The organism is Stappia sediminis (genome assembly GCF_009826895.1).
GTDB lineage: Bacteria > Pseudomonadota > Alphaproteobacteria > Rhizobiales > Stappiaceae > Hongsoonwoonella > Hongsoonwoonella sediminis.
In genome coordinates this window covers 393,437-416,476 of the sequence record NZ_WUMV01000006.1, presented here as the reverse complement: position 1 = coordinate 416,476, position 23,040 = coordinate 393,437, and the positions used below count along the sequence as shown (strand labels likewise).

Here is a 23,040-nt window from a genome sequence, read left to right as displayed (position 1 = left end):
GATCGTTCGCGCCGTTTGCCCAAGGATCGATGATACGACGTATTTCAGGTATTCACCCTAACAAATAGATGGCGCAACCGTTTTCGCTGCCAAGCAATTTGCCGCAAGTGCGTGTCAGGGGTGACAAAGCCGGGGCTTCTTGGTAGGCACATCGCGAAATTCCGGCAGCCGCCGCACCAGCCAACAATTCGAGACGAGTGATATGCCCGACCTTCTCCTGGAGCTCTTCAGCGAGGAAATTCCCGCCCGCATGCAGCGGCGCGCCGCAGACGACCTGAAGTCGCTGGTGACAAACGCACTCGTCGATTCAGGTCTCCACTACGAGGGCGCGAAAGCCTTCGTGACGCCGCGCAGGCTGGCGCTGCAGGTGGCGGGCATTCCGGCATCCTCCAAGGCGACGCGCGAGGAACGAAAAGGCCCCCGCGTCGGCGCGCCGGAAAAGGCGGTGGAAGGCTTCCTGCGCGGGGCAGGACTTTCCTCCATCGAGGAGGCGGAGATCGTCTCCGATCCGAAGAAGGGCGATTATTACGTTGCGGTGATCGAAAAGCCGGGCCGCACGGCGGAAGACATCATCGCCGAGGCGATGCCGGGCATTATCCGGGGCTTTCCCTGGCCGAAATCCATGAAGTGGGGCACGGGCTCGCTTCGCTGGGTGAGGCCGCTGCACTCCATCGTCTGCATGTTCGGGCCGGAAACGGAAGAGCCGGAGGTCATCCCCTTCGAGGTGGACGGGATTTCGTCAGGCGATGTCACGCGCGGCCACCGCTTCATGGGACCGGGCGAAATCCATGTGCGCCGGCTTGATGACTATATGGAAAAGCTGGAGCAGGCGAAGGTCGTGCTCGATGCGGATCGGCGCAAGGACATCATCCACCACGACGCGCGCGACCGGGCGCTGGCGCTGGGCCTTGAGCTTGTCGAGGATCCGGGGCTGCTGGAGGAAGTGGCGGGGCTGGTCGAATGGCCGGTGGTGCTCGTCGGCTCCTTCGACGAGGCGTTTCTTGAACTGCCCGACGAGGTGATCCGCCTCACGATCCGCGCGAACCAGAAGTGCTTCGTGCTGCGCGATCCGGGTTCAGGCAAGCTTTCCAACAAGTTCGTGCTGATTTCCAATATCGAGGCTGAAGACGGCGGCAAAGAGATCATCCACGGCAACGAGAAGGTGATCCGCGCAAGGCTGTCGGACGCCCGCTTCTTCTGGGAGACGGACCTTCAGACGAAACTGGAAGACAATCTGCCGAAGCTTGAAAGCGTGGTTTTCCATGAAAAGCTCAGCACGCAGGCCGAGCGCGTGGAGCGGCTTAAGAAGCTTTCGACGGAGCTTGCGCCCATTGTCGACGCGGACCCGGAAAAGGCAAGGCGGGCTGCGGAGCTTGCCAAGGCCGATCTCGCCTCGCTGATGGTCTATGAGTTTCCGGAACTGCAGGGCCAGATGGGCCGTGCTTACGCTGAAATTCAGGGCGAGGACGCCAGCGTCGCGGCGGCTATCGAGGAGCACTACAAGCCGCAGGGGCCGGGCGACAGCGTGCCCACCCATCCGGTGTCCATCGCCGTCGCACTCGCCGACAAGCTCGACCTTCTCACCGGCTTCTGGGCCATCGACGAAAAGCCGACCGGCTCGAAGGACCCTTATGCGCTCAGGCGTGCGGCGCTGGGTGTGATCCGGATCGTGTTGGAGAATGGCTTGCGGTTGCCGTTGGTGAAAGCCTTGGAGCCTGCGCTAGCGCCGTGGCCTGGAGATTTGATTAAGTCAGGAGGGGCCAGTGCTGATGCGGAAAGCAAACTTCTGGCGGCAACTGAGTATGAAGGCGAAGCTTTTACTTTCAATCCTGCCAAGGCTGTAGCGTTTTCGATTATTTCCTTCTTCGCCGATCGCCTGAAGGTCCATCTGAAGGACGAGGGCGCGCGGCACGACCTGATCGACGCGGTGTTCGCGCTGGGCGGGCAGGACGATCTTCTGATGATCGTCAAGCGCGTCGAAGCACTGGGCCGGTTCCTGGAAACCGAGGATGGCGCGAATCTGCTCGCCGGTACGAAGCGCGCGGCCAACATCCTGCGCATCGAGGAGAAGAAGGACGGCAAGAAGGTGGAAGGCGACATCCACCGCGAGCTTCTGATGGAGCCAGCCGAAATCCAGCTCGCGGCGGCTATCGACAGCGCGCGTTCCGATGCGTCCGAAGCAATTGCGAATGAGGATTTTGAGAGCGCGATGACGGCGCTTGCAGCCCTTCGCGCGCCGGTCGACCGGTTCTTCGACGATATCCTCGTCAACGCGGATGACCCGAAACTTCGCGAGAACCGGCTGAAGCTCTTGGCCGAAATCCGCGAGGCGACGCGGGAAGTGGCGGATTTCTCGAAGATCGCGGGGTAGTGGGGCAGCCGGTTTTGCCGGCGCGCCGTTTGTTCTCTGTCATACCCGCGCAGGCGGGTATCTTATTCTAATTGCAGGTAGATTCCCGCTTTCGCGAGAATGACAGACGGTGGACGGCACGGCGTGTGGGGAGATGTTCGCCGATTGGGTCGAGGATTATCCCGGCGCTGTACGGCATCGCTTCGTATTGTGGCTTCTCTGTCGTCATCGCCGGGCTTGACCCGGCAACCCAAGTGCGCACACGGAGGGCTGCATGGGTGCCCGGATCAAGTCCGGGCATGACGAACGGATGGGTTTCGACTCGGTCCGCAAGCGACGCCGTTGGACCACGCCCCGTCACCCGATCTCGATATCGAGCCCCAGATCCAGAACCGATGCGGAGTGGGTGATCGCGCCGACGGAGATGAGGTCGACGCCGGTTTCCGCAATCGCCTTAACGGTGTCGAGGTTTACGCCGCCCGAGGCTTCCAGCAGCACCTTGCCGCCCGCGATTTCGACAGCCTGACGCAGTATCTCCGGTGGCATGTTGTCCAGCATGACGACATCGGGCTTCGAACGAAGCGCCTCTTCAAGCTGGTCGAGCGTGTCGACCTCAACCTCGATCTTCACCAGATGCCCGGCGAAGGCCTTCGCGCTCTCGATCGCTTGGTCAACGCCGCCGGCAACGGCGATGTGGTTGTCCTTTATCAGGATCGCGTCATCAAGGCCGAAGCGGTGGTTCGCGCCGCCGCCGCAACGCACGGCGTATTTCTCGAAAGCGCGCAGGCCAGGCGTCGTCTTGCGTGTACAGACAATGCTTGCCTTCGTGTGGGAAATCAGCTCCGCGAATGCGGCCGTCGCGGTGGCGATGCCCGAAAGATGACCCAGGAAATTGAGCGCTACGCGCTCCGCCGATAGCACTGCGCGGGCCGGCCCCTCGATCCGCGCGACCACATCGCCGGGGGCAAGCTTCGCGCCGTCGCCAAGTTCAGCTGAGAAATGCACGTCAGCATCGGTCAGGCGGAAGGCGGCGGCTGCAAGATCGATCCCGGCAAGCCGGCCCGGGTGGCGCGCGGCGATGACCGCATCCGCAAGCGCTTTCGCCGGGATCGTCGCCTCGCTGGTGATGTCGCCGGCGCGGCCCCAGTCCTCCAGCAGGGCGGCTTTCACCGCATCCTCCACCATCAGATGGGGCAGGGTAGGAAGGCGAAGTTCCCGCGTCATGCAAGTTCTCCTGCTGCGAGCGCGCGCTGTCCGGCTTCGCTTTCCTCCGCCGCTTGGGCGATCATTTCCACTTCCGCGAGCGTGAGGAAAGTGCGGCGCGCCTGTGCCGGATCGGCATCGGGATAGTCTTCGCGGTAATGCCCGCCACGGCTTTCGGTGCGCGCAAGGGCGGCTGCCGCCACCACCTTTGCGGCGACGATCATGTTGGTAATCGAGACGCGCTCGCAGCGGCGTTCCAGCGCCTGGAAAACGGCAAGCGCGCCGCGCAATCCTTCCGCGTTACGGATGACGCCGACATTGGCGCTCATCGTCTTGCGGAGTGTTGAGATGGCCGCACGCTCGACTTCGTTGCGCTGGCTCGCATCCTGAATGGTATGGTCGATCTTCGGCCAATGGGCGGTGCGGGGCGTCGGCATGAGGCCCTGGATGTCCTCCGCGATCCTTGCCGCGAAGACGACCGTTTCCAGAAGCGAATTGGAGGCAAGCCGGTTCGCCCCATGCGCGCCGGTGGAGGCGACTTCGCCGGCGGCCCACAGATTGTCGAGCGAGGTGCGCCCGTTGGCGTCGGTCAGGATGCCGCCCATGTGATAATGCTCCGCCGGAACGACGGGAATGGGATCCTTTACCGGATCGATACCGGCGCCCTTGCAGGCGGCGTAGACGGTCGGGAAACGCTCGGGAAACGCCGCTCCGACCGAAGCCCGGCAGTCGAGAAACGCGCCACGCCCGGCGGTGACCTCGGCGAAGATAGCGCGTGCCACCACGTCGCGCGGGGCAAGCTCCTTCAGCGGATCGATCGCCTCCATGAAGCGTTTCCCCGCCTTGTCGACAAGGATCGCGCCTTCGCCGCGCAGGGCCTCGGTCGCAAGCGGGGCGGGATCGCGCCCGACATCGATCGCGGTGGGGTGAAACTGCACGAATTCGGCATCCGCGATGATCGCGCCCGCCCGCGCGGCCATGGCAAGGCCGTGGCCGTTCGCTTCCGACGGGTTGGTGGTGACCCCGTAGAGATGGCCGATGCCGCCGGAGGCAAGCACGATGGCTTTCGCCGGAAAGGCGAGACGTTCCATCCCGCCCCGGCGGCGGGCGAGGATGCCGGTGACGCGCTTTCCTTCGCAGATCAGGCTTTCGCCGAGATAACCCTCCACGACGCGGATCGACGGCGTTTCGCGCACGGCGGCGACAAGCGCATCCATGATCGCGCGGCCCGCCATGTCTCCGCGCACGCGCACCACGCGATTTTCCGAATGCGCGGCCTCGCGCGAAAGCTGCAGCTTGCCCTCAAGATCCTGATCGAAAGGAACGCCGTAGCCCAGAAGATCGCGGACCCTGTCGCCCGCTTCCTGCGTCATCAGGCGGACGATCTTTTCCTCGCAGATACCGCCGCCGACCTCCATTGTGTCGCGGGCATGGGCGTCCGCCGAATCCTGCTCCGACACGGCCGCCGCAATGCCTCCCTGCGCCCAGGCCGAAGACGCGCCTTTGCCGATGGGGGAGGCGGTGAGTACCGTGACGGGACGCGGGGCAAGCTTTAGGGCACAGAAGAGCCCGGCAAGCCCGCCGCCCAGGATCACCACATCGTCGATGTGCGGGGCGGGGGAGGCGAAAGAACTGGCAGACATGGGAACACCCCGCGCGCGTTGCGCAAGAGAAGGCCGGCCGACACGTCGTTTCCCATGCCGGCCAGGTTATTGGATGAGGCCTATTATAACCTCAGCTCTTGAGATTGATCATCCGTTCCACCGCGACACGGGCGCGCGCGGAAATTTCCGGATCGACGATCACCTCGTCCTTCATCTCGACAAGAGCATCGAGCACCTTGGAAAGGGTGATGCGCTTCATGTGCGGGCACAGGTTGCAGGGCCTCACATAATCGACGCCCGGCGTCTCGCTGGCGATATTGTCGGCCATCGAGCATTCGGTGACGAGCATCACCTTCTCAGGCCGGTTGACCTTCACCCAGTCGATCATGCCGGCGGTGGAGCCTGCGAAATCCGCTTCTTCCACGACTTCCGGCGGGCATTCGGGGTGGGCGATGATCTTCACGCCGGGCTCGATATCGCGGTATTCGCGAAGCTCTTCGGCCGTGAAGCGCTCATGCACCTCGCAGGCGCCGGCCCAGGTGAGCACCTCGACGTCCGTCTGGCGCGCGACGTTCGCGGCCAGGAACTGGTCGGGGATCAGCAGGACGCGCGGCGCGCCCAGGCTTTCCACCACCTGCACGGCGTTGGACGAGGTGCAGCAGATGTCGCATTCCGCCTTAACATCGGCGGAGGTGTTCACATATGTGACGATCGGCACGCCCGGATATTTCTCGCGAAGGCCGCGCACATCCGCTGCCGTGATCGATTCGGCGAGCGAGCAGCCGGCGTTCATGTCCGGGATGAGCACCGTCTTGTCCGGGTTCAGGATCTTCGACGTCTCGGCCATGAAGTGCACGCCGCACTGGACGATGACATCGGCATCCGCGCGCGTGGCTTCCTTGGCAAGCTGAAGGCTGTCGCCGACGATATCGGCAATACCGTGGTAGATTTCCGGCGTCATGTAGTTATGCGCCAGGATCACCGCGTTGCGCTCTTTCTTCAGCTCGTTGATGGCATGAACAGTCGGCGCAAGGGCGGGCCACTCGAATTCCGGGATCAGGTGCTTCACCTTCTCGTAGACGGGCGCCGTCGCTTCCGCCACCTCGGCCGTATAGGCAAGCTCGGGCCGCGCGACCGTGCCATAGCGGTCTAGCGCGGTGCGGGCATTCGTCTTTGGTCGATCGAGACCGGCGGAAATGATCGTGGTGGCCATGGAGACCTCCCCCTGGTAAACCGGCCGTCCTGATGGGTATTTCTCCCGATTTTTGGCCGGTAAGCTGCCGATGACGGCTTTATACTCACTTTGAGCATAAGTTTGGGTTTAAAAAACGCGGCTTAAAGCGCATCCCGCCAAATCAGACTTGGATTTGGCGACAAGGATTTGCTCCAGCACTTTAACTGGAGCGATTTCTTGTCACGAAAGCGATCTCGCTTTCGTGGAAAGTGCTTCAGGCCGTCACTTATGCTCACTTGCAGCATATATAATCGCCCTCGTGCCGCTTTGCCAATGGGGGATGGCGAAGATTTGTCATATTACAACATAACGTATTGATAAATATTATAAATCTAGAGAAAAGTTTACTCAAGGAAGAGCCTCGGTTGAAATTTCCGGCGCTCGAGCTTATCTAAGCGCCTCGGGTTCGGGCCCCTGCCGCTCGCGGGCGTAAGCTCATGGTGAAGTTCCGGTTTTCCGCCAATCCGACCGACCTTTCGTCACGCGGACCAACGGCAATGCGAGCACCCTTATGGACAATCCGCGTCGAACCATGAAGGAGGTTCAGATGGGCGGACATGCTCCTCTTCCAACAATCGACAGCCTGAAGGCTCAGGCGAAGCGCCTGCGCGGCGGTCTTGCCGCCAATGGCAATAATGTCAGCCACGGGCGGGCGCTTGAGCTCGTGGCGCAGCAGTACGGCTTTCGCGACTGGAATACGCTCTTTGCAAGCGCCGGGAACCGAAAGTCCATCGCCGATCTCAGGATCGGGGACACTGTGACGGGGCGCTATCTCGGTCAGCCCTTCACCGGTCGTCTCGTCGGCATGCAAGACCTGGCGGGGTCTGGCCGGTTCCGGCTTACGCTCAAGTTCGACGAGCCTGTCGACGTCGTCACCTTCAAGAGTTTCTCGGCCTTTCGCCAGAGGGTGACGGCGACGGTCTACGAGACCGGCCGATCCGCCGAGACGACGTCGAATGGCGAACCGCATATCGTCATCGACCTGTAGAAGGCCCGCGCCCGCCGGCATGACCTCCGGCGGGCGTTCCATTTGCGACGCGAATGTTTTCGATAAATATTATTTGATATTTCGGTCAGTATTGCTGACATATGATGTGGCTAATTCAGCTCTTTGCAGCACCGCTTGGCGGTTACAGAAATAATTGGGAATCATTGGATGTCTCGATCTTCCGCCGCATCTCCGCTTTCCTCCGCCCGTCCCAATGTTCCTCTCATTATCGTCTGCGGCTGCCTGATCGCGCTTCTGTCGTTCGGGCCGCGCTCGGCGCTCGGCATGTTCCTGCTGCCGATGACGGAAGCGCGTGGCTGGTCGCGCGAGATTTTCGCGCTCGCCCTTGCAATACAGAACCTTACCTGGGGTGCCGCGCAGCCCTTCGCCGGCATGTTGGCGGACCGATACGGCACGGCGCGCGTGTTCGCGGCCGGCGTCGTGATCTACGCGATCGGGCTTGTCGCCATGGCCTATGCGCAGACGCCCGTCTGGCTGCATGTTTCCGCCGGTGTGATGATCGGCATCGGTATAGCGTCCTCTTCCTTTGCGCTGGTGATCGCCGCTTTCGGGCGGGTGGTGACCGCCGAGCAGCGCTCGATGGCTTTTGGCATCGGCACGGCATCGGGCTCCATGGGGCAGTTCGTCTTCGGTTTCCTGGCCCCGCCGCTGATCGACGGGCTCGGCTGGCAGGTTGCGCTGATCGCGATGGGCGGGGTGATGCTGGCCGTATTGCCGCTGACGTTCGCCTTGCGCGGCAAGTCGGTACATACACCCACGCACGCGCACGAAAAGGAGCAGAACCTGAAGCAGGCGGTGGCCGAAGCCTTCGGCACGCGCGGTTATATACTGCTCACCTTCGGCTTCTTCGTCTGCGGCTTTCACGTCGCCTTCATTACCGTCCATCTGCCCCCGTATATCGTGGATCTCGGGCTTGAGCCCTTCTGGGGCGGATTGTCGATCGCGCTGATCGGGCTCTTCAACATCTTCGGCTCGCTGGCATCCGGCTATATCGGCGGACGGTTCTCCAAGCCTTATCTCCTGTCGGTAATCTACCTGTCCCGCGCCTTTGCGATCTTCATCTTCCTGATGGTGCCTCCGACCCCTTTCACCGTCATGGTATTCGCCGGTGTCATGGGGCTCCTTTGGCTTTCCACCGTCCCGCCCACGTCGGGCCTCGTCGCGGTGATGTTCGGACCGCGCTACATGGGAACCCTCTTCGGGTTTGTCTTCTTTTCCCACCAGCTCGGGTCGTTTCTCGGCATCTGGCTCGGCGGAAAGCTCTACGACGAGACCGGCTCCTACGACACGATCTGGTGGCTCGGAATCGCACTCGGGCTCTTTGCGGCAGTCGTTCACTGGCCGATCAGGGAAGCGCCTGTCGAGCGGCTTGCGAGCGTGCCGGCGGAGTGAGCGGCAAGGGGTTCACCGGGATTTGACGCATCCGGCAAGGCTCGCCCTTCGGCGACCTTGCAAGGACGGATGGCGTCTGGCAGCGTTCAGGCAAGTTCGAATTCCAGCTTCGGAGGAGCCGCGATGAGCACGTTCAAGGCCGTATGGATCACCCGCGAAGAGGGCGCGAAGGTTCAAAACCCGGCGGAGATCCGGGAAATCGGCCTCGACGACCTCATGGAGGGCGATGTCACCGTCCGCGTCGGGCAGACGACGGTGAACTACAAGGACGGTCTGGCCGTCACCGGCAAGGGCCCCGTGGTGCGCCGCTTTCCGATGATCCCGGGCATCGATCTGGTCGGCGAGGTGACGGAGTGTTCCTCCAACGCCTATTCCAGGGGTGACAAGGTGCTTCTCAACGGGTTCGGCGTGGGCGAAACGCATATGGGCGCCTATGCCGGCTATGCGCGGGTCAAGAGCGACTGGCTGATCCCGCTGCCGAAAGGCTTGAGCGGCCATCAGGCGATGGCGATCGGCACGGCCGGCTATACGGCCATGCTTTGCGTGCTTGCGCTTGAGGATCACGGTGTCACCCCGGACAAGGGGCCGGTTCTCGTGACGGGAGCGGCGGGTGGCGTCGGCTCCGTCGCGGTCGCGGTCCTGGCGAAGCTCGGCTACGAGATCGTCGCCTCGACCGGCCGCGCCGAAGAGGGCGATTACCTGAAAGGCCTGGGTGCTGCGGAGATTATCGACCGTGCCGAACTGTCGGGCCCGCCGAAGCCGCTCAACAGGGAGCGGTGGGCCGGCGCTATCGATGTCGCGGGCTCGAATACACTCGCCAACGCGCTTTCCATGACGCAATACGGCGGCACTGTCGCGGCCTGTGGCCTTGCGCAGGGGATGGACCTTCCCTCGTCCGTCGCGCCCTTTATCCTTCGCGGGGTAACTCTCGCCGGGATCGACAGTGTCATGGCGCCGGTCGCTCGCCGGATCCAGGCCTACGACCGGCTGGTGCGCGATCTCGACATGGCGAAACTCGATGCCATGACGACGACGATCGGATTTGATGACATCATCCCGCACGCCTCGGCGATCCTTGAAGGCAAGGTGCGCGGACGGCTCGTCGTCGAAATGGGATAGGTAAAAAAGGCTGGGGCTGTCAGCTCCAGCCGCCGCCCTTTGTGCGATAAAAGATGTGCCGGCCGATCTTGTCGAGCCGGTCCATGGTGCGGGCCCAGCCGGGGTGCACGTAGGTCGCGTGATAATGCGTCGAGGCGCCGACTTCCTTGAGATAGTGCTCGCCTTCGACGGTTTCCCTAGCGATGGTCTGCGCGGTTTCCCAGGCGTCCCTGGCTGAAATACGGTCGCGCTTGCCGTCGCAGGCGAAGGAGAACTGACAGCGGTTGCGCTTGTGCCGGTTCTGGTAGACCACTTTGCAGATCGTATTCGGATAGGCAGGGTTCTTGACGCGGTTCAGCACCACCTGGGCCACGGCAACCTGGCCGTCCTCCGGTTCGCCGCGCGCCTCGAAATAGACGGCCTCGGCAAGACAGCGCTGCTCCTTGGCGCTGAGGACGCTTGCAGGTAGAGCGCGCTGCGTCCACCAATGCGGATCCGTTTCGGCCTGCGCATCAAGATCCGGCGTTCCGAGCAGTGCCCTGAAAGGCGCGGCGGTGTCGTTCATCGGGTTCGCGGCATAGGCGGAGGCGAGCGAAACGCTGGTGGCTGCCACGTTGCGCGCGATCGCCATGCGGGTAAGGTCCAGCGGGTTGCCAGGCTTCTTGGCGTTGGCAATCGCAGGGCCGGGCCCCAACACGGTATCGGGAAGGGGCGCGACGAAGGCGACCTTCGGCAGATCCTGGGCCGGACCCGTGGCGATCATGTTCGGCACCGAATAGACGGAGCCCGCCGCGAGATCGAGCATTTCCCGGTCCGGCGCCATGGACAGATGCCTGTCGCCCTTCGAGGAGCGGTTGATCTCGATCCTTTCCGGCAACTCGTCGGGTTGTGCCTCGATCGCGAATTTCTCGAGCCCGCGAACGACCGTTGCGTTATCGCCTTGCGCAGCGGAGGTTACCGCGAAATCGGCTGCGTTCCGGTTGTTCGCCGAGGCATCGGCCAGAACCATGCTCGGGGCGTGGGCCGAACCATGCTCGGCGGCGACGACCGTCGTCATCCAGCGTGGCACATCGTCCCGGCTCGCCTCGATGAGCGCGGTTATGTCCTGCTGGGCGATTTCGGCTGTCGTTGCGGCAAAGACGATAGGCGTCCAGGCGAGAACCGCTGCGATGGAACGGCGTGAACGAGCCCTTCTCAACGTCGGCTTCCTCTTTGTCCTGCCAGGCATACGCGGCAACTCCACACTCGATACTCTTATGGTTTTCCGCGCATCGGGCCGGAACACCACCGTTGATCCGGAGGGAATCGTGACCGCTTAACCTTGAAAGACCGTTAATGAGAACGGAACGGCAGGTATTTCCTGTTGCCTTGCGGCAGTTCGACGCGATTTATCGTTAACGGTGCATCCGAAGACGCATCTATTACCTTTACATAGTGTTAACGAAGCGACGTCCGGGCGTCGGTCATCCTGACGCTGAAAATATCATGCAGGTTTCCGTGCCGTGTGCCAGAAGCCGCCCTTCGCCATCCTTGAGGGTCGCCTCCGATGTGGCGATGCGCTTGCCGCGATGAACCACGCGCCCGTCGCAGACGAGGCGCCCGCTCGTTTCAAAAACGGGCCTGACGATGTTCACCTTGAACTCCACCGTCGTGTAGCCCTCGCCAGGTGCCAACGTTGTATGCACCGCGCAGCCGAGAGAGGAGTCGAGGATCGTGCCCGTCCACCCTCCATGAACGGTACCGAGGGGATTGTAGTGCCGGAATTCCGGCACGCCCTCGAATCGAGCCTCGCCATCGCCGACTGACGTGAGCATAAAGTTCATGGTCTGGCATATGGGAGGCGAAGGAAATTCTCCGGCCATCATCCGCTCCAGGAACGCGCGTCCGGGCAGGGCCTTGATGTCGGCCATGTCGGGAAGGCCAAAGTCCACAGCATTGAAATCCATAGGGAAACGCTCCACCGAAATAAATCGCATCGTTATTAGTGCTAATGCACGAGATCATGAAATTCTGCTATTTTCAAGTCGCTATTGACATTTTGATGCCGTAAAGGAATATGTGTAGTTACACAACGTAAGAATCGGAGTTTTCGATTATGGCCGATGAATTACTGTGTTCATGCCACCGCCTGCGCAGGACCAGCAGGGCGGTGACCCGTCTTTACGAACAGGCGCTTGACGGGAGCGGTATCACAATCACGCAATATTCCGTTCTTTCGATACTGGCCCGCCGGGGGCCGAGCACTGCAACCGAGATCGCCAGGTCCATCGGTGCGGACCGCACGACGATGACGCGCACACTCGATCGCATGATCAAGGCCAAGCTCATCCGCGAGACGACTGCCGAAGACGGGCGCGAACACCCCGTGCTGCTGGCGCCCGCCGGTGAAGAGGCGATGACGCGGGCCGTCAAGGGTTGGCGCAGGGCGGAAGGCACGCTGAACCGCGCGCTCGGTCCGGATCGTGTCGGCGAATTGTGGAAGCTGCTGAGCGAAGCCGAAACAGCCTCCGCCATCTGAGCCGCCGCGTTGGCGTATCCCTGTCCGAAATCCGCCGGCATACACTATTCGCGGATATGCCCTACCGGCTGCCAAGCCTGAGGCCGAGTGCGGGACGTTCCCTCAAAACGGCACGTCGGAAGCGGAAGAGAGCGGCGGGACGCCCACCGGTCGTCGTGGAGGTGTCGCCCGTCGGCTCGACAAGGTCGTTGTTTTCCACGAGACGGCGGAAATTCTGCTTGTGCAGATGGCGCCCGGAAATCGCCTCGACGGTCCGCTGCAGTTCCGTCAGCGTGAAGGTCGGTGGCATCAGTTCGAAGACGACAGGCCGGTATTTCAGCTTGGCACGCAGGCGCGATATGGCGGTCGCGAGAATTCTCCTGTGGTCCTGCTGCATGGAGCGCCCCAGGGGCGGCAGGCTTTCGCGTTGAAGGGCGGCGGGGCGTTCGTCGCGAACGGCTTCTTCCACCAGGCCCGCTTCGTAAAGCAACTCGTAGCGGTCAAGCACCTTCTCCTCGTCCCAGACATCCTTTTCCATGCCGAAGGCGAGGCGCACCCGTTCGGTCCTCGAAAGTGCGCGCGGCGGCGCGCCAGCGGCAGGCAAAGTGTTCGCCCAGACTTCGAGGGCGGGGAGAATGTGCTCTTCAAGCACGTCCGGTGGTCCGCTGCGCCAGTCCTCCCAGGGAAAATAGTCGTACCAGGAGCGCCAGCGAGCGTTCATTTGGCCGAGTATCTGCGTCGATTCCTCGCTGGGGCGCGTGAGCGCGAGGTAGCCGACGGATACTTCGTGCGGGCGGTTGTCGCTGCGCGTGTAAAGGCGCCCCCTGTCGCCGAACGTGTAAAGTTGTTCGATATAACCGAGTTTGAGTGCGGTCTGCTCTTCCACCCATGCGCGCAGGCCGATCTCGAACGTGCGATGGCGCACGGGATCGAACGGACCAAAGGGAAGCGAATCCGGGTTGCCCGGTGTGTCAGGGCCGATCACCAGCACCAGCGGCTTGGGGTCGGCAACCGCGACGATCACCGCGTTCAGGCCGATTTCGATACGCGTGGTCATTCGGGCCTTGCCGCGCTCCTTACTTGAGTTCAAGCGAGAAGGGATCGCCTTCGAAGGCGTCCGCGCCGCGCCCGATCGCGGTTACAGCGTCGACCATCCTTCCTTTTCGCTCAAGCACATTGTCGGCCAGCGCGACAAGGCGTGCGTTGGGGGTGGCCGAAGGGGAAGCTTCACGCAGGGCAAGCGCGATCTCCATCTCGTCACGGTCCGGCATGAGCGAACAGGCGGTGATGAAGGCGCCGGCCGTCGACCGGCTGATACCGGCCCAGCAATGGATCACCATCGGCGCGCTGCGGTCCCACTTGCCGGTGAAGTCGATAAGGTGGCGCACATGTTCCTCGCCGGGCGGCACAAGGCCTTCGGCAGGCGCCGTGATGTCGTTGAAGCCGAGGAAGAGATGCCGGCCGGCTGCGATTTGCGGCGGACGTTCGACGGGCGTGCCGGCGTTGATGAGGGTCACCATGTGGCTTGCCCCCGTTCGGCTGACGGTTTCCGCCAGTCGGGACAGGGAACAGACATAAAGCATGGCGCCTCCGCTCGGTCGACCAGGGTCAGGGTATGGAGCGAAACACTCCGGTTCAGTATCGATTCTAGTGCGCTCTGCACCCGACGTCTCGCGAACGCACCGATATTCTCAGCAAAATTCCCTGTCCTGCGGATCCTGCTTTCGCGCAAGCGCGATTTCCCTGAACCTTGCGAGAAAATCCGCCTGCGCCCGCGCCACGGGAAGAGGCTTCAGCCCGAGCCTCAATCGTCCATCCTTCCCGGCGGTGAAGCCGCGTGGCCTGCCGAACAGGCGCGCGGCTTCCGCCTCGTCGAAGCCGGCAAGTTCCACAGCCTCGAAATAGGCGGAGATCATGTCCGCGCGCTTGGCAAGCTTCTTGATCGCCTGGGGCAGGATGGCGGGAAGCGAGAAACGAAGATGGATCGCGCCCTGAAGCCGCGCCTCGATCTCCTTGTAGTTGCCGCCCATCACCGTCTTGAACGGCGAAATCATGTCGCCGATCACGTATTCCGGTGCGTCGTGAAGCAGGACCGCCATCCGCCATTTCGGCGGGATGTCGCTTTTCAGGCGCAGGGCGAGATCTTCCACCAGAAGCGAATGCTCGGCCACGGAAAAGGCGTGATCGCCCTTCGTCTGCCCGTTCCAGCGGGCCACACGGGCAAGGCCATGGGCTATATCCTCGATCTCGACATCGAGCGGGGAAGGGTCGAGAAGGTCGAGACGCCTGCCGGAAAGCATGCGCTGCCAGGCGCGCGGAGGCTGGCCGCTGCGGTCCGCCGCCATCAGTCCGCCTGAGCCTCCGGCCAGCCGAACGAAGCCCAGGCGGGAATGGCCGGGCGAAGTGCAACACCTGCCGCCGATATGCCGTCACCGGCATCAAGCGCTTCCTTGATACGGTCCAGACGGACAAGCGCAAGGCCCGCAGCGCCAGCTGACGAGCCCAGCGTGCCCGCCGGTTTGCCCGCGGCATCGATCGCGGTACCCGGCTCAGGCAGGTCGCCGTCGCCATGCACGATGACGACGCGCTTGCGGGCCGTACCGCGATGCTTCATGCGGCTGACGACCTCCTGGCCGACGTAGCAGCCCTTGTCGAAGGCAACACCGTCGAGATCGTCCATGTCCGCATCATGGGGAAAGGCATCGCCGAAGGGAAAGTCCAAGCCGCCTTCGGGCACGCCGAGGGAGATCCGGTGGGCGTGATAGGCGGCCTCATCCGCGATTTCGACACCGGGGCTGGCAAGATCCGCGCCGATGCCGATGCGCGCGCCGATGGCCCGGAAGCCGAGGGCGGCAAGGCGCGGGTCGCGAACGACCGTCGCCGGCATTTCAGGCGGCTCATCGGTGCCCCAGGCCGCAAGCACCGCCAGGTCTTCGCTCGCGTCCTTCACCTCGACCTTGGCGCGAAGCTTGTAGAACGAAAGACGTTTGACGAGGTCGGCAACGGCGTCGCGGCGCATGTCGACGAGATAACCCCCGTCGATTTTCACGATGAAGAAATCGAAGAGAATCTTTCCCTGCGGCGTCAAAAGCGCGCCGTATGCGGCGCCGTCCTTTTCCACGTCATCCATGTCGCAGGTGACAAGATTGTGCAGGAAGCCGTGGGCTTCTTCACCCGTGACATGGATGACGCCGCGGCTCGTCAGTTCGGCGATCTGGGCGGCTTGCATGTTGATCCTTCTCGACAGGGGGGCGACATATACCGACGGTCAATCATTCGATCCATTTATGGAGCTTTAGCGAAAACGCAACAAGGCCGGATGGAACGTTATCCCGAAGAGGCGGTGGCGTAACGCGCGGCTCGGGCGTATAAGCCCCACGCAGTTCCTCACGCCTGCCGATGCGTATCCAGTCGCTTGCAGGAATTTAAACGCGAATACGGAGATCGCCATGGCCGAAACCTATGACCTCATCCTCAAGGGCGGCACGGTGGTCAATCAGGATGGCGAATTCGTTCGCGACGTTGCTGTGCGGGGCGGGCTGATTGCCGGGATCGGCAGTTTTCAGCCCTCAGATGCCGCAGAGACGGTCGACTGCACCGGCCTGCATTTGCTGCCCGGCGTCATCGACACGCAAGTGCATTTCCGCGAACCAGGCCTCGATCACAAGGAAGACCTGGAAACAGGATCGCGGGCGGCCGTCATGGGCGGTGTAACGGCCGTTTTCGAAATGCCCAACACCAAGCCGCTGACGACCAGTGCGGATGCGCTTGCCGACAAGATTTCGCGCGCGAGCGGGCGCATGCACTGCGATTTCGCCTTCTGGGTCGGCGGTACGCGCGACAATGCCGCCGATATACCGGAACTCGAACGCTTGCCAGGCGCTGCCGGCATCAAGGTCTTCATGGGCTCTTCCACCGGCGATCTTCTGGTGGAAGACGATGAGGGGGTATCGAAAATCCTCTCGAAAACACGGCGGCGCGCGGCGTTTCATTCCGAGGACGAGTTCCGTCTGCGCGAACGTCTTGGAGAAAGAATTCCAGGTGATCCGCGCTCGCACCCGGTCTGGCGTGACGAGGAGGCTGCCCTTTCCTGCACGAAACGGCTGGTCGCGATCGCCCGGCGCGAAGGCGCGCGCATTCATGTGCTACATATATCGACGGCCGAAGAGATCGAATACCTGGGGCATCACAAGGACGTGGCGAGCTGCGAGATCACGCCGCACCACCTGACGCTTGCCGATGACGCTTACGAACGGCTCGGCACACTCGTCCAGATGAATCCGCCCGTGCGCGCCGCCCGCCATCGCGACCGCCTCTGGTGGGGAATCGCGCAGGGCGTTGCCGATGTGCTGGGCTCCGACCATGCGCCGCATCTTCTGGAAGAAAAGCGCAAGCCCTATCCGGACTCTCCATCTGGCATGACGGGCGTGCAGACGCTGGTGCCGATGATGCTCGACCATGTAAATGCGGGAAAGCTCAGCCTGCTGCGCTTCGTCGACCTTACGTCCGCCGGGCCGGCGCGCCTTTTCGGCATTGCGCGGAAGGGGCGCATCGCGCTCGGCTATGATGCCGATTTCACGGTCGTCGATTTGAAGCGCCGCGAGACGATCCACAATAGCTGGATCGTGTCGAAATGCGGATGGACGCCATACGACGGGGTTTCAGTTACCGGATGGCCCGTCGGCACGATCGTGCGGGGCAGGCGCGTGATGTGGGAAGGCGATCTGACCACGCCTTCCAGCGGAGAGCCGGTGCTTTTCGGCGAGGCCCTGCCGCGGACGGAGTGAAAAAAAAGACCGCAGCGGATTTTCCGCTGCGGCCCATTTCGTAACGGCCGGGCGAAGGGGGAGACCGGGCCGTCACGCTTCAGGACATTTCAAACTCTTGTGCGTTCATGCGCCCGCGGGATGCGGCGAATGCGGCGGTTTGCCCGAAAACCGGCTGCCGAAGCTGGTGATCCTGGCCGTGACAGGGATGGGCTTTATGGTGAAGAGCCGCGGTATCTGCGTGTCGGCGGCATCGCTTGCCAGCGCCATGAGCGCCTCGATCTGGTCGCCGATGCGCCGGTGCGTTTCGGTTTCGATGCGGATGCGCCGCCAGACGTGGCGCTGGATGACGATGTCCATGCACTCGCGGATGTCGCCGGCAAGAAACGAAAGGTCGAGCCCGGGCAGGCCGAGGTAGCCGCGCGCCTCCCTTTCGATCGTCTCCTGCAGCCGGTTATAGGCACCGCCGGCGGACGCGGGGTCCAGCTCGTGGATGTCGAGGCACTGGATCTGCGCCTCTTCGCGGATCGCCTCGACGAACGCTTCGATCTGCCTGCCGGTCAGTTTCGTCGTGCCGTCCTCAAGGGCAAGCTGCTTCATGAGAAGCGATGCCTCGAAGATATCGAGGATGCGGCGCGACAATACATGCACGACTTCGCGCAGCGCGGCTTCCTGCTCCTGATTGCATTCGACGAAATTCATTTCGAAAATATCGAAAAGCCCAACTTCAAAGGATTCTGAGACATTTCGAAAGCACTCATGCTGTTGGAAGAGTTTGTTTACGAGAGGAAGGGCGTCAATTTCTACAGGACAGTCCGTCATGGAAATTTCGTTTATGTCCGTGAACATTCAAGATCCCTGATATTTCTGCGTGAAGACATGAACTGTCCTGTCGCGGTCAAGCCCTTTGGCCGCGCAACTACTGTCTTCGATTGTCTTAGTCTGGTCCGGGACGGAGGAGAGCCCGTTCGCAACCCAAGGATTCCGAATCGTGTTTTGAGTCGCAACGCCTAATGAAAGGTGCAATTGCAAGTATGGAATTTACGCTAGCTTAGGTTTTTTGTGGATCAGATGGCCGGTTTTGCGCCACAATTCGCTTGGGATCACTTCATGCGCCATTCAGTGACGTTCGTCACGGTGTCGTGATCCGGATTGTGGCAGGCTTTTGGTGCGACTAACGGGAGATTCAGAAGTTTACCTCACGATACCTCCAACTGTCGTCGGGTATTGCGTAAAGGCAGGGAAGCAAGATGGTACGTGCAAGGAAAATGGACGGCCGCTTCAACGGGGATGCGGGCCGGTTCCTGATTGGTGCGTTGGCGGCAGCAACCGCCCTCGGCCTTCTGGTGTTGCCGGCAGAGGCGAGCGAAAAGGGCAAACTTCACCCGCTTGCGGGCGAGGCTTCGAAAATCGCGGAAGACGCCTCTTATTCGGACGATCCGTTGCAAATGGTGGTTTCGCTCGCCAATCAGCGTGTCGACGTCTACCGCGGCACGACCCTCATCGAAAGCTCCAGGATCTCGTCGGGCAAGAGCGGCTACAGCACGCCGACGGGCATCTTCTCCATTCTGGAAAAGCGCCGGCGGCATTATTCCAACCTCTATGACGACGCGCCGATGCCCTATATGCAGCGGCTTACGTGGTCGGGCGTCGCGCTGCACCAGGGCTATGTACCGAATTACCCGGCCTCGCACGGCTGCGTGCGCATGCCGCATGATTTTGCCCGAAGGCTCTTCGGCATGACCGAGCGTGGAACTCATGTGCTGGTCATGCGTGAGGGCGCCGTTCCGCAGGAAATCGTCCACGGTTCGCTGCTGCAGCCCTTCGTTGCGGAGGCGACGGTGGCGAGCCTCGATGCCGACACGATCGAGAGCGATCCCGCGCTGCGCGGCGCGATCGAGAGCGACGCGGTGGAACCGCCGGCGCTTCCCGAGAAAACCGTCCAATACTCCGATAAGCCCTTGCGTATCCTGATCACCCGTACGAGCGAACGCGCCCGCATCCGCGACATGCAGCGGATTCTCTATCAGCTCGGCTACGCTCCGGGGCCGGTCGACGGTGTTTTGGGGCGCAAGACCCGCGCCGCTATCATGACCTTCCAGGAAGGTGAGGATCTGCCGGTCACCGGTGTTGCGAGCGATCTGGTGTTGAAGCGCCTCTACTCCGCTGCCGGCGAAGAGGGGCCGGCGAACGGCCGCGTCTATGTGCGTCAGAAATTCCGTGAGATCTACAGCGCTCCGGTGCATCTCAAAGCGCCGGATGAGGCAATCGGCACGCATATCTTCACGGCTCTGGGTTTCGCCGGAGGTGCACGCGAGGTGCGCTGGATGGGCATGAGTGCCGATGAACGTTCTTCGATATCGCCGATCGAAGCGCTCGACCGCGTCGAATGGCCGGAAAAGGTCCGCGCTCATATCGAAGAGCGCCTGACGCCAGGGTCCTCGCTGATCGTCACCGACCGTGGTTTCCAGCGCCATTCCGGCCTCGGTACGGATTTCATCGTGACCACGCGCTAAAAACCCGCCTGAGCGAAGCTGATTTCCATTTCACGGCGCCGCAGGCGAATGCCTGCGGCGCCGTCACCGTAGTGTCGCAGCCATCCAATAAAAGCGCCCGAAATCTTGCTGTTCGGCGGCGATTCGGGAGACGAAAGATGGCAGGTTCTACACTGGAAGCATCCAGGAAGCGCTTGGGTTCGGCTGTGCACCGCTCGAAGGCGACGTCGCGGGACGGTATTCTGGAGCGGCTCTTCACCTTCGCGTTCAAGGGGTTAGTCTACCCGCAAATCTGGGAAGATCCGGAAGTGGACTTGCGGGCGCTGGACCTCAAGCCCGGCACGCGCATGGTGACCATTGCGTCCGGCGGCTGCAACGTCCTGTCGTATCTGACTGCCGATCCTGCCGAAATCGTCGCCGTCGACCTCAACCGAGCGCATGTCGCGCTCGGCCGGCTGAAGCTCGCCGCGCTGAAGCACCTGCCGCGCTATGAGGATTTCTACCGCTTCTTCGGCTCGGCGGACGAGAAGACCAACATCGCCGCCTACAACCGCTTCCTGAGGGGCAGGATCGACCCGGAAACGAGGAATTATTGGGAAGGCCGCGATCTTGCCAACTGGGGCCGCAGGCGCATCACGCTTTTCTCGCGCGACCTCTATCACCACGGGCTTCTGGGCTATTTTATCGGCCTCAGCCATCGCGTCGCCCGTCTTTACGGCGTCGATCCGCGCGACTTCACCAGCGTGCGGACGCTGGAGGAACAAAGAAGCTATTTCGACAAGGTGCTGGCGCCGCTTTTCGACAAGCGCATGATCCGCTGGGCGACCTCCAAGCGAATGTCGCTTTACGGGCTCGGCATTCCGCCCGCGCAATACGAGGCGCTCGCATCCGCCGGCGGCGGGGATATGGCGCTGGTCCTGAAACAAAGGCTGGAGCGTCTCGCCTGCGGTTTTCCTCTTCAGGACAATTACTTCGCCTGGCAGGCGTTTTCGCGCGGCTATGCACCGGCTAGTGGCGGCGAGACCGGCCCGCTGCCGCCCTACCTCAAGCTTGCGCATTATGACGAGATTCGCAGCCGTGCCGACAGGGTGCGGATCGTCAACCGCAATTTCGCCGAGCATCTGGAAAGCGAGAGCGATGATGCGCTCGATGCCTATGTGCTGCTGGATGCGCAGGACTGGATGACGGATGCACAGCTCAACGCGCTTTGGGCGGAAATCACCCGCACTGCCAGGCCGGGCGCGAAGGTCGTCTTCCGCACCGCTGCCGAACCGACGCTGCTTCCGGGCCGCGTGCGCGACGACATTCTGGCCCGCTGGACCTATCGCGAAGCCGAAAGCCTCGCCTTTACCGGTCAGGACCGCTCGTCGATCTACGGCGGCTTCCACCTCTATCAATTCAACGGGTAGGAAGCCATGAGCGCGGCAGCCGGCTCCGGCGTGCTGATGGATCGTATCTACCGCCATCAGCGCCACATCTACGATTTCACCCGAAAATACTATCTGCTTGGCCGCGACAGGCTGATCGAAAGGCTCGATCCGCCGCCGGGCGGCGCGGTTCTGGAAATCGGCTGCGGCACCGGGCGAAACCTCATCAGGGCCGCGCGAATGCATGAAGGCGTGCGTTTCTTCGGGATCGATATATCGTCGGAGATGCTGGAAACCGCGCGCGCCAAAATCGCGCGGGCGGGACTGTCAGGAAGGATCGCCGTGGCGCAGGCTGACGCGGCCGCGTTCGATCCGGAAAAACTGTTTAAGATCAGTGCGTTCGATCGTGTGTTCCTGTCCTACACGCTGTCGATGATCCCGCCGTGGCGGCAGGCGATCGACATGGCTTTCCGGTGCCTGGACGAAGATGGCCGGCTTTCGATCGTCGATTTCGGCCAGCAGGAGAGGCTGCCCCGCATCTTCTGCTCAGCGCTTCTTGCCTGGCTCGCCTCGTTCCATGTCGAGCCGCGAGCGGAATTGCACCATGTCCTGAAAAACGCCGGCGCCAGGGCAGGTGCCGGCGTATCGTTTACGCCTCTATATCGCGGGTATGCCTGGACCGCGGAGGCCGGTTTTCAGGCGAAAGCCAATTGTCAGCGGGTCTCGATCGCCTCGACCGCGGAAGCGTAAAAGGCGACGTGATCCTTGATCTCCATCACCTCGTCATATGGCGTTTCATAGCCCCAGACCGCGTTTTGCTTGCGTTTTCCGTCGCTTGCAACAAGCGACCAGTAGCTGGCCGATCCCTTGAAAGGGCAATAGGTGCTGTGTTCCGTCTTTTCCAGAACGTCTGTCGAAACATCTTCGATCGGCACATAGTAGACCGGAGGGTAGCTGGCCTCCTCCAGTTTTCGCGCACGGCTCGAACGCGCGATTTCCTTGCCGTCAAAGCGGATGCTGACGGTCCCGCCGGCTGGCGAAATGGCCACCTTGTGGTCGGGACGGCGGGCGAAGCCGGGGCCGGAATTGCCTTTCATAAAAGTTTCTCCGTAAATTTCGGTTTCAATCTCCTGCCACGAAATAGTGCAACGTCCCGTCGGGGCCAATACCGACCCGGTAAAAGATCCATGCGCCAAAGGTCTCCATGTCGGCGACGTCGCCGGCGGTGACGATACGGTACATCTCGACCTTCTGTTCCGGCGTGAGTTCGGACAGCGGGTAGCGTGCGAAATAGGGCCAGACATACATTTCCTGCGCCGTGCCCTCATCCACCTTGATCCAGCCCGCTTCCAGGATTTCGGTCAGGATCGCCAGGATTTCGTAGCCCTGCCCGTCGCCCGAGCTTTCCTTCAGGAACTCGACCGGATCGTCCATTTCGCCAAAGGTCAGCGTGGGCATCACCTCATTGGCTTCAAGCACCATGCGCATACGCTCGACATCGCCGGAGTAGGCCGCTTCAAGTATCTGCGCGCGCATTCGCGAAACCGGCTTGGGCAGTCCTTCCTCACCGTAACGAATTTCAGGCAGGGGGCCGTCCACAGCGGTGTTCGAAGGAGGTTCCTGAGTAATGGACCTTACTTCCGTGTCGATCTCCTCAGCGGGAATCGCGGTGCCGCCACCGCCTTGCGCCTCAGGCGCGTCACGCTCGATCCGCTCGGTTTTTACCTGGGCGGCGAATGAGAAATCCGGGGCAAAGGGTGAAAGGACTGTCAGCGTTGCGGCAAGGCAGGCGCTGACGGCAAGGCGGGTGGCGGACATCGGGATCGGCTCCGGAAATAACGGTTTATCGACTGATAACGCCGCCTTGTGACGGAATAAAGAGCTCGTGAGGCGGCGGCGGTCCGTAGGTTGAAATTCGCTCTCCCCGTGTTGATGCCGAACGCGCCTTACCGTATTGGATGAGTGACGCCGAAACCTGAGCGCCAGGCGTATCGTCCGCACGCATATGCGGGCGAAGCCGGTTAT

21 protein-coding genes are annotated in these 23,040 nt (G+C 62.1%); 9 read left to right on the top strand and 12 right to left on the bottom strand.

The features are described from left to right. Window positions 1-202: 202 nt before the first annotated feature. Window positions 203-2,371, top strand: coding sequence for a glycine--tRNA ligase subunit beta (glyS, locus tag GR183_RS14180; protein ID WP_160776286.1), 2,169 nt, complete (start codon window positions 203-205; stop codon window positions 2,369-2,371). A gap of 336 nt (window positions 2,372-2,707) precedes the next feature. Here glyS and nadC read toward each other — a convergent pair whose 3' ends face one another. From nadC to nadA, 3 genes are all read right to left on the bottom strand, one after another. Next, window positions 2,708-3,574, bottom strand: a complete 867-nt coding sequence (nadC, locus tag GR183_RS14175) for a carboxylating nicotinate-nucleotide diphosphorylase (RefSeq protein ID WP_160776285.1) — start codon at window positions 3,572-3,574, stop codon at window positions 2,708-2,710. Then, window positions 3,571-5,196 carry an L-aspartate oxidase gene (locus GR183_RS14170; protein WP_160776284.1) on the bottom strand — a complete coding sequence of 542 codons (1,626 nt, stop codon included), beginning with the start codon at window positions 5,194-5,196 and terminating at the stop codon, window positions 3,571-3,573. The genes nadC and GR183_RS14170 overlap by 4 nt, the downstream gene beginning before the upstream one ends. Before the next feature lie 91 nt (window positions 5,197-5,287). After that, window positions 5,288-6,370 (bottom strand): quinolinate synthase NadA, encoded by a 1,083-nt coding sequence (gene nadA / locus GR183_RS14165; protein ID WP_160776283.1) that lies wholly within the window; start codon window positions 6,368-6,370, stop codon window positions 5,288-5,290. Window positions 6,371-6,938: 568 nt separating this feature from the next. Between nadA and GR183_RS14160 the strand changes: the two genes are divergently transcribed. The 3 genes from GR183_RS14160 (at window position 6,939) to acuI (ending at window position 9,911) form a co-directional block, all read left to right on the top strand. Next, a complete protein-coding gene (locus tag GR183_RS14160; protein ID WP_160776282.1) occupies window positions 6,939-7,379 on the top strand; it encodes a glyoxalase superfamily protein in 441 nt (146 codons plus the stop codon). A gap of 168 nt (window positions 7,380-7,547) precedes the next feature. Next, entirely contained in the window at window positions 7,548-8,792 is a 1,245-nt protein-coding gene (locus tag GR183_RS14155; RefSeq protein WP_160776281.1) for an MFS transporter, read from the top strand. Between the two features lie 123 nt (window positions 8,793-8,915). Then, window positions 8,916-9,911 (top strand): acrylyl-CoA reductase (NADPH), encoded by a 996-nt coding sequence (acuI, locus tag GR183_RS14150; RefSeq protein ID WP_160776280.1) that lies wholly within the window; start codon window positions 8,916-8,918, stop codon window positions 9,909-9,911. Window positions 9,912-9,930: 19 nt separating this feature from the next. On the opposite strand, the gene GR183_RS14145 is transcribed toward acuI, so the two are convergent. Beyond that, window positions 9,931-11,088: a cell wall hydrolase gene (locus GR183_RS14145; protein ID WP_208999859.1), complete on the bottom strand. Its 1,158-nt coding sequence runs from the start codon at window positions 11,086-11,088 to the stop codon at window positions 9,931-9,933. 265 nt (window positions 11,089-11,353) lie between these two features. Next, the gene (locus GR183_RS14140; protein WP_160776279.1) at window positions 11,354-11,836 is read right to left on the bottom strand and encodes a PaaI family thioesterase; all 483 of its coding nucleotides are present in this window, start codon (window positions 11,834-11,836) and stop codon (window positions 11,354-11,356) included. 149 nt (window positions 11,837-11,985) lie between these two features. Here GR183_RS14140 and GR183_RS14135 point away from each other — a divergent pair, with 149 nt between their 5' ends. Beyond that, on the top strand, window positions 11,986-12,408 hold the full coding sequence (locus GR183_RS14135; protein ID WP_160776278.1) for a MarR family winged helix-turn-helix transcriptional regulator: 423 nt from the start codon (window positions 11,986-11,988) through the stop codon (window positions 12,406-12,408). A gap of 61 nt (window positions 12,409-12,469) precedes the next feature. Here GR183_RS14135 and GR183_RS14130 read toward each other — a convergent pair whose 3' ends face one another. The 4 genes from GR183_RS14130 to ygfZ form a co-directional block, all read right to left on the bottom strand. Continuing rightward, window positions 12,470-13,444, bottom strand: coding sequence for an NUDIX hydrolase (locus tag GR183_RS14130; protein WP_160776277.1), 975 nt, complete (start codon window positions 13,442-13,444; stop codon window positions 12,470-12,472). A gap of 19 nt (window positions 13,445-13,463) precedes the next feature. Continuing rightward, window positions 13,464-13,970, bottom strand: a complete 507-nt coding sequence (locus GR183_RS14125; RefSeq protein ID WP_160776276.1) for a tyrosine phosphatase family protein — start codon at window positions 13,968-13,970, stop codon at window positions 13,464-13,466. A gap of 108 nt (window positions 13,971-14,078) precedes the next feature. Beyond that, window positions 14,079-14,732, bottom strand: a complete 654-nt coding sequence (locus tag GR183_RS14120; protein ID WP_160776275.1) for a YfbR-like 5'-deoxynucleotidase — start codon at window positions 14,730-14,732, stop codon at window positions 14,079-14,081. Further along, on the bottom strand, window positions 14,732-15,616 hold the full coding sequence (gene ygfZ, locus GR183_RS14115; protein ID WP_160776274.1) for a CAF17-like 4Fe-4S cluster assembly/insertion protein YgfZ: 885 nt from the start codon (window positions 15,614-15,616) through the stop codon (window positions 14,732-14,734). The genes GR183_RS14120 and ygfZ overlap by 1 nt, the downstream gene beginning before the upstream one ends. A 220-nt stretch (window positions 15,617-15,836) precedes the next feature. Here ygfZ and GR183_RS14110 point away from each other — a divergent pair, with 220 nt between their 5' ends. After that, the gene (locus GR183_RS14110; protein WP_160776273.1) at window positions 15,837-17,174 is read left to right on the top strand and encodes a dihydroorotase; all 1,338 of its coding nucleotides are present in this window, start codon (window positions 15,837-15,839) and stop codon (window positions 17,172-17,174) included. A gap of 105 nt (window positions 17,175-17,279) precedes the next feature. On the opposite strand, the gene GR183_RS14105 is transcribed toward GR183_RS14110, so the two are convergent. Further along, entirely contained in the window at window positions 17,280-17,855 is a 576-nt protein-coding gene (locus tag GR183_RS14105; protein ID WP_160776272.1) for a hypothetical protein, read from the bottom strand. A 548-nt stretch (window positions 17,856-18,403) separates the two neighbouring features. On the opposite strand from GR183_RS14105, the gene GR183_RS14100 reads away from it, so the two are divergent. The 3 genes from GR183_RS14100 (at window position 18,404) to GR183_RS14090 (ending at window position 21,765) form a co-directional block, all read left to right on the top strand. Further along, on the top strand, window positions 18,404-19,669 hold the full coding sequence (locus GR183_RS14100; protein ID WP_160776271.1) for a L,D-transpeptidase family protein: 1,266 nt from the start codon (window positions 18,404-18,406) through the stop codon (window positions 19,667-19,669). A 137-nt stretch (window positions 19,670-19,806) separates the two neighbouring features. Beyond that, window positions 19,807-21,057, top strand: coding sequence for a BtaA family protein (locus tag GR183_RS14095; protein ID WP_160776270.1), 1,251 nt, complete (start codon window positions 19,807-19,809; stop codon window positions 21,055-21,057). Window positions 21,058-21,063: 6 nt separating this feature from the next. After that, on the top strand, window positions 21,064-21,765 hold the full coding sequence (locus GR183_RS14090; RefSeq protein WP_160776269.1) for a class I SAM-dependent methyltransferase: 702 nt from the start codon (window positions 21,064-21,066) through the stop codon (window positions 21,763-21,765). Here GR183_RS14090 and GR183_RS14085 read toward each other — a convergent pair. Both GR183_RS14085 and GR183_RS14080 read right to left on the bottom strand, forming a co-directional pair. Then, window positions 21,729-22,112, bottom strand: a complete 384-nt coding sequence (locus tag GR183_RS14085; RefSeq protein ID WP_160776268.1) for a DUF427 domain-containing protein — start codon at window positions 22,110-22,112, stop codon at window positions 21,729-21,731. The two genes, GR183_RS14090 and GR183_RS14085, sit on opposite strands and share 37 nt — an antisense overlap. 25 nt (window positions 22,113-22,137) lie before the next feature. Beyond that, entirely contained in the window at window positions 22,138-22,833 is a 696-nt protein-coding gene (locus tag GR183_RS14080) for a hypothetical protein (protein ID WP_208999858.1), read from the bottom strand. Window positions 22,834-23,040 lie beyond the last annotated feature (207 nt).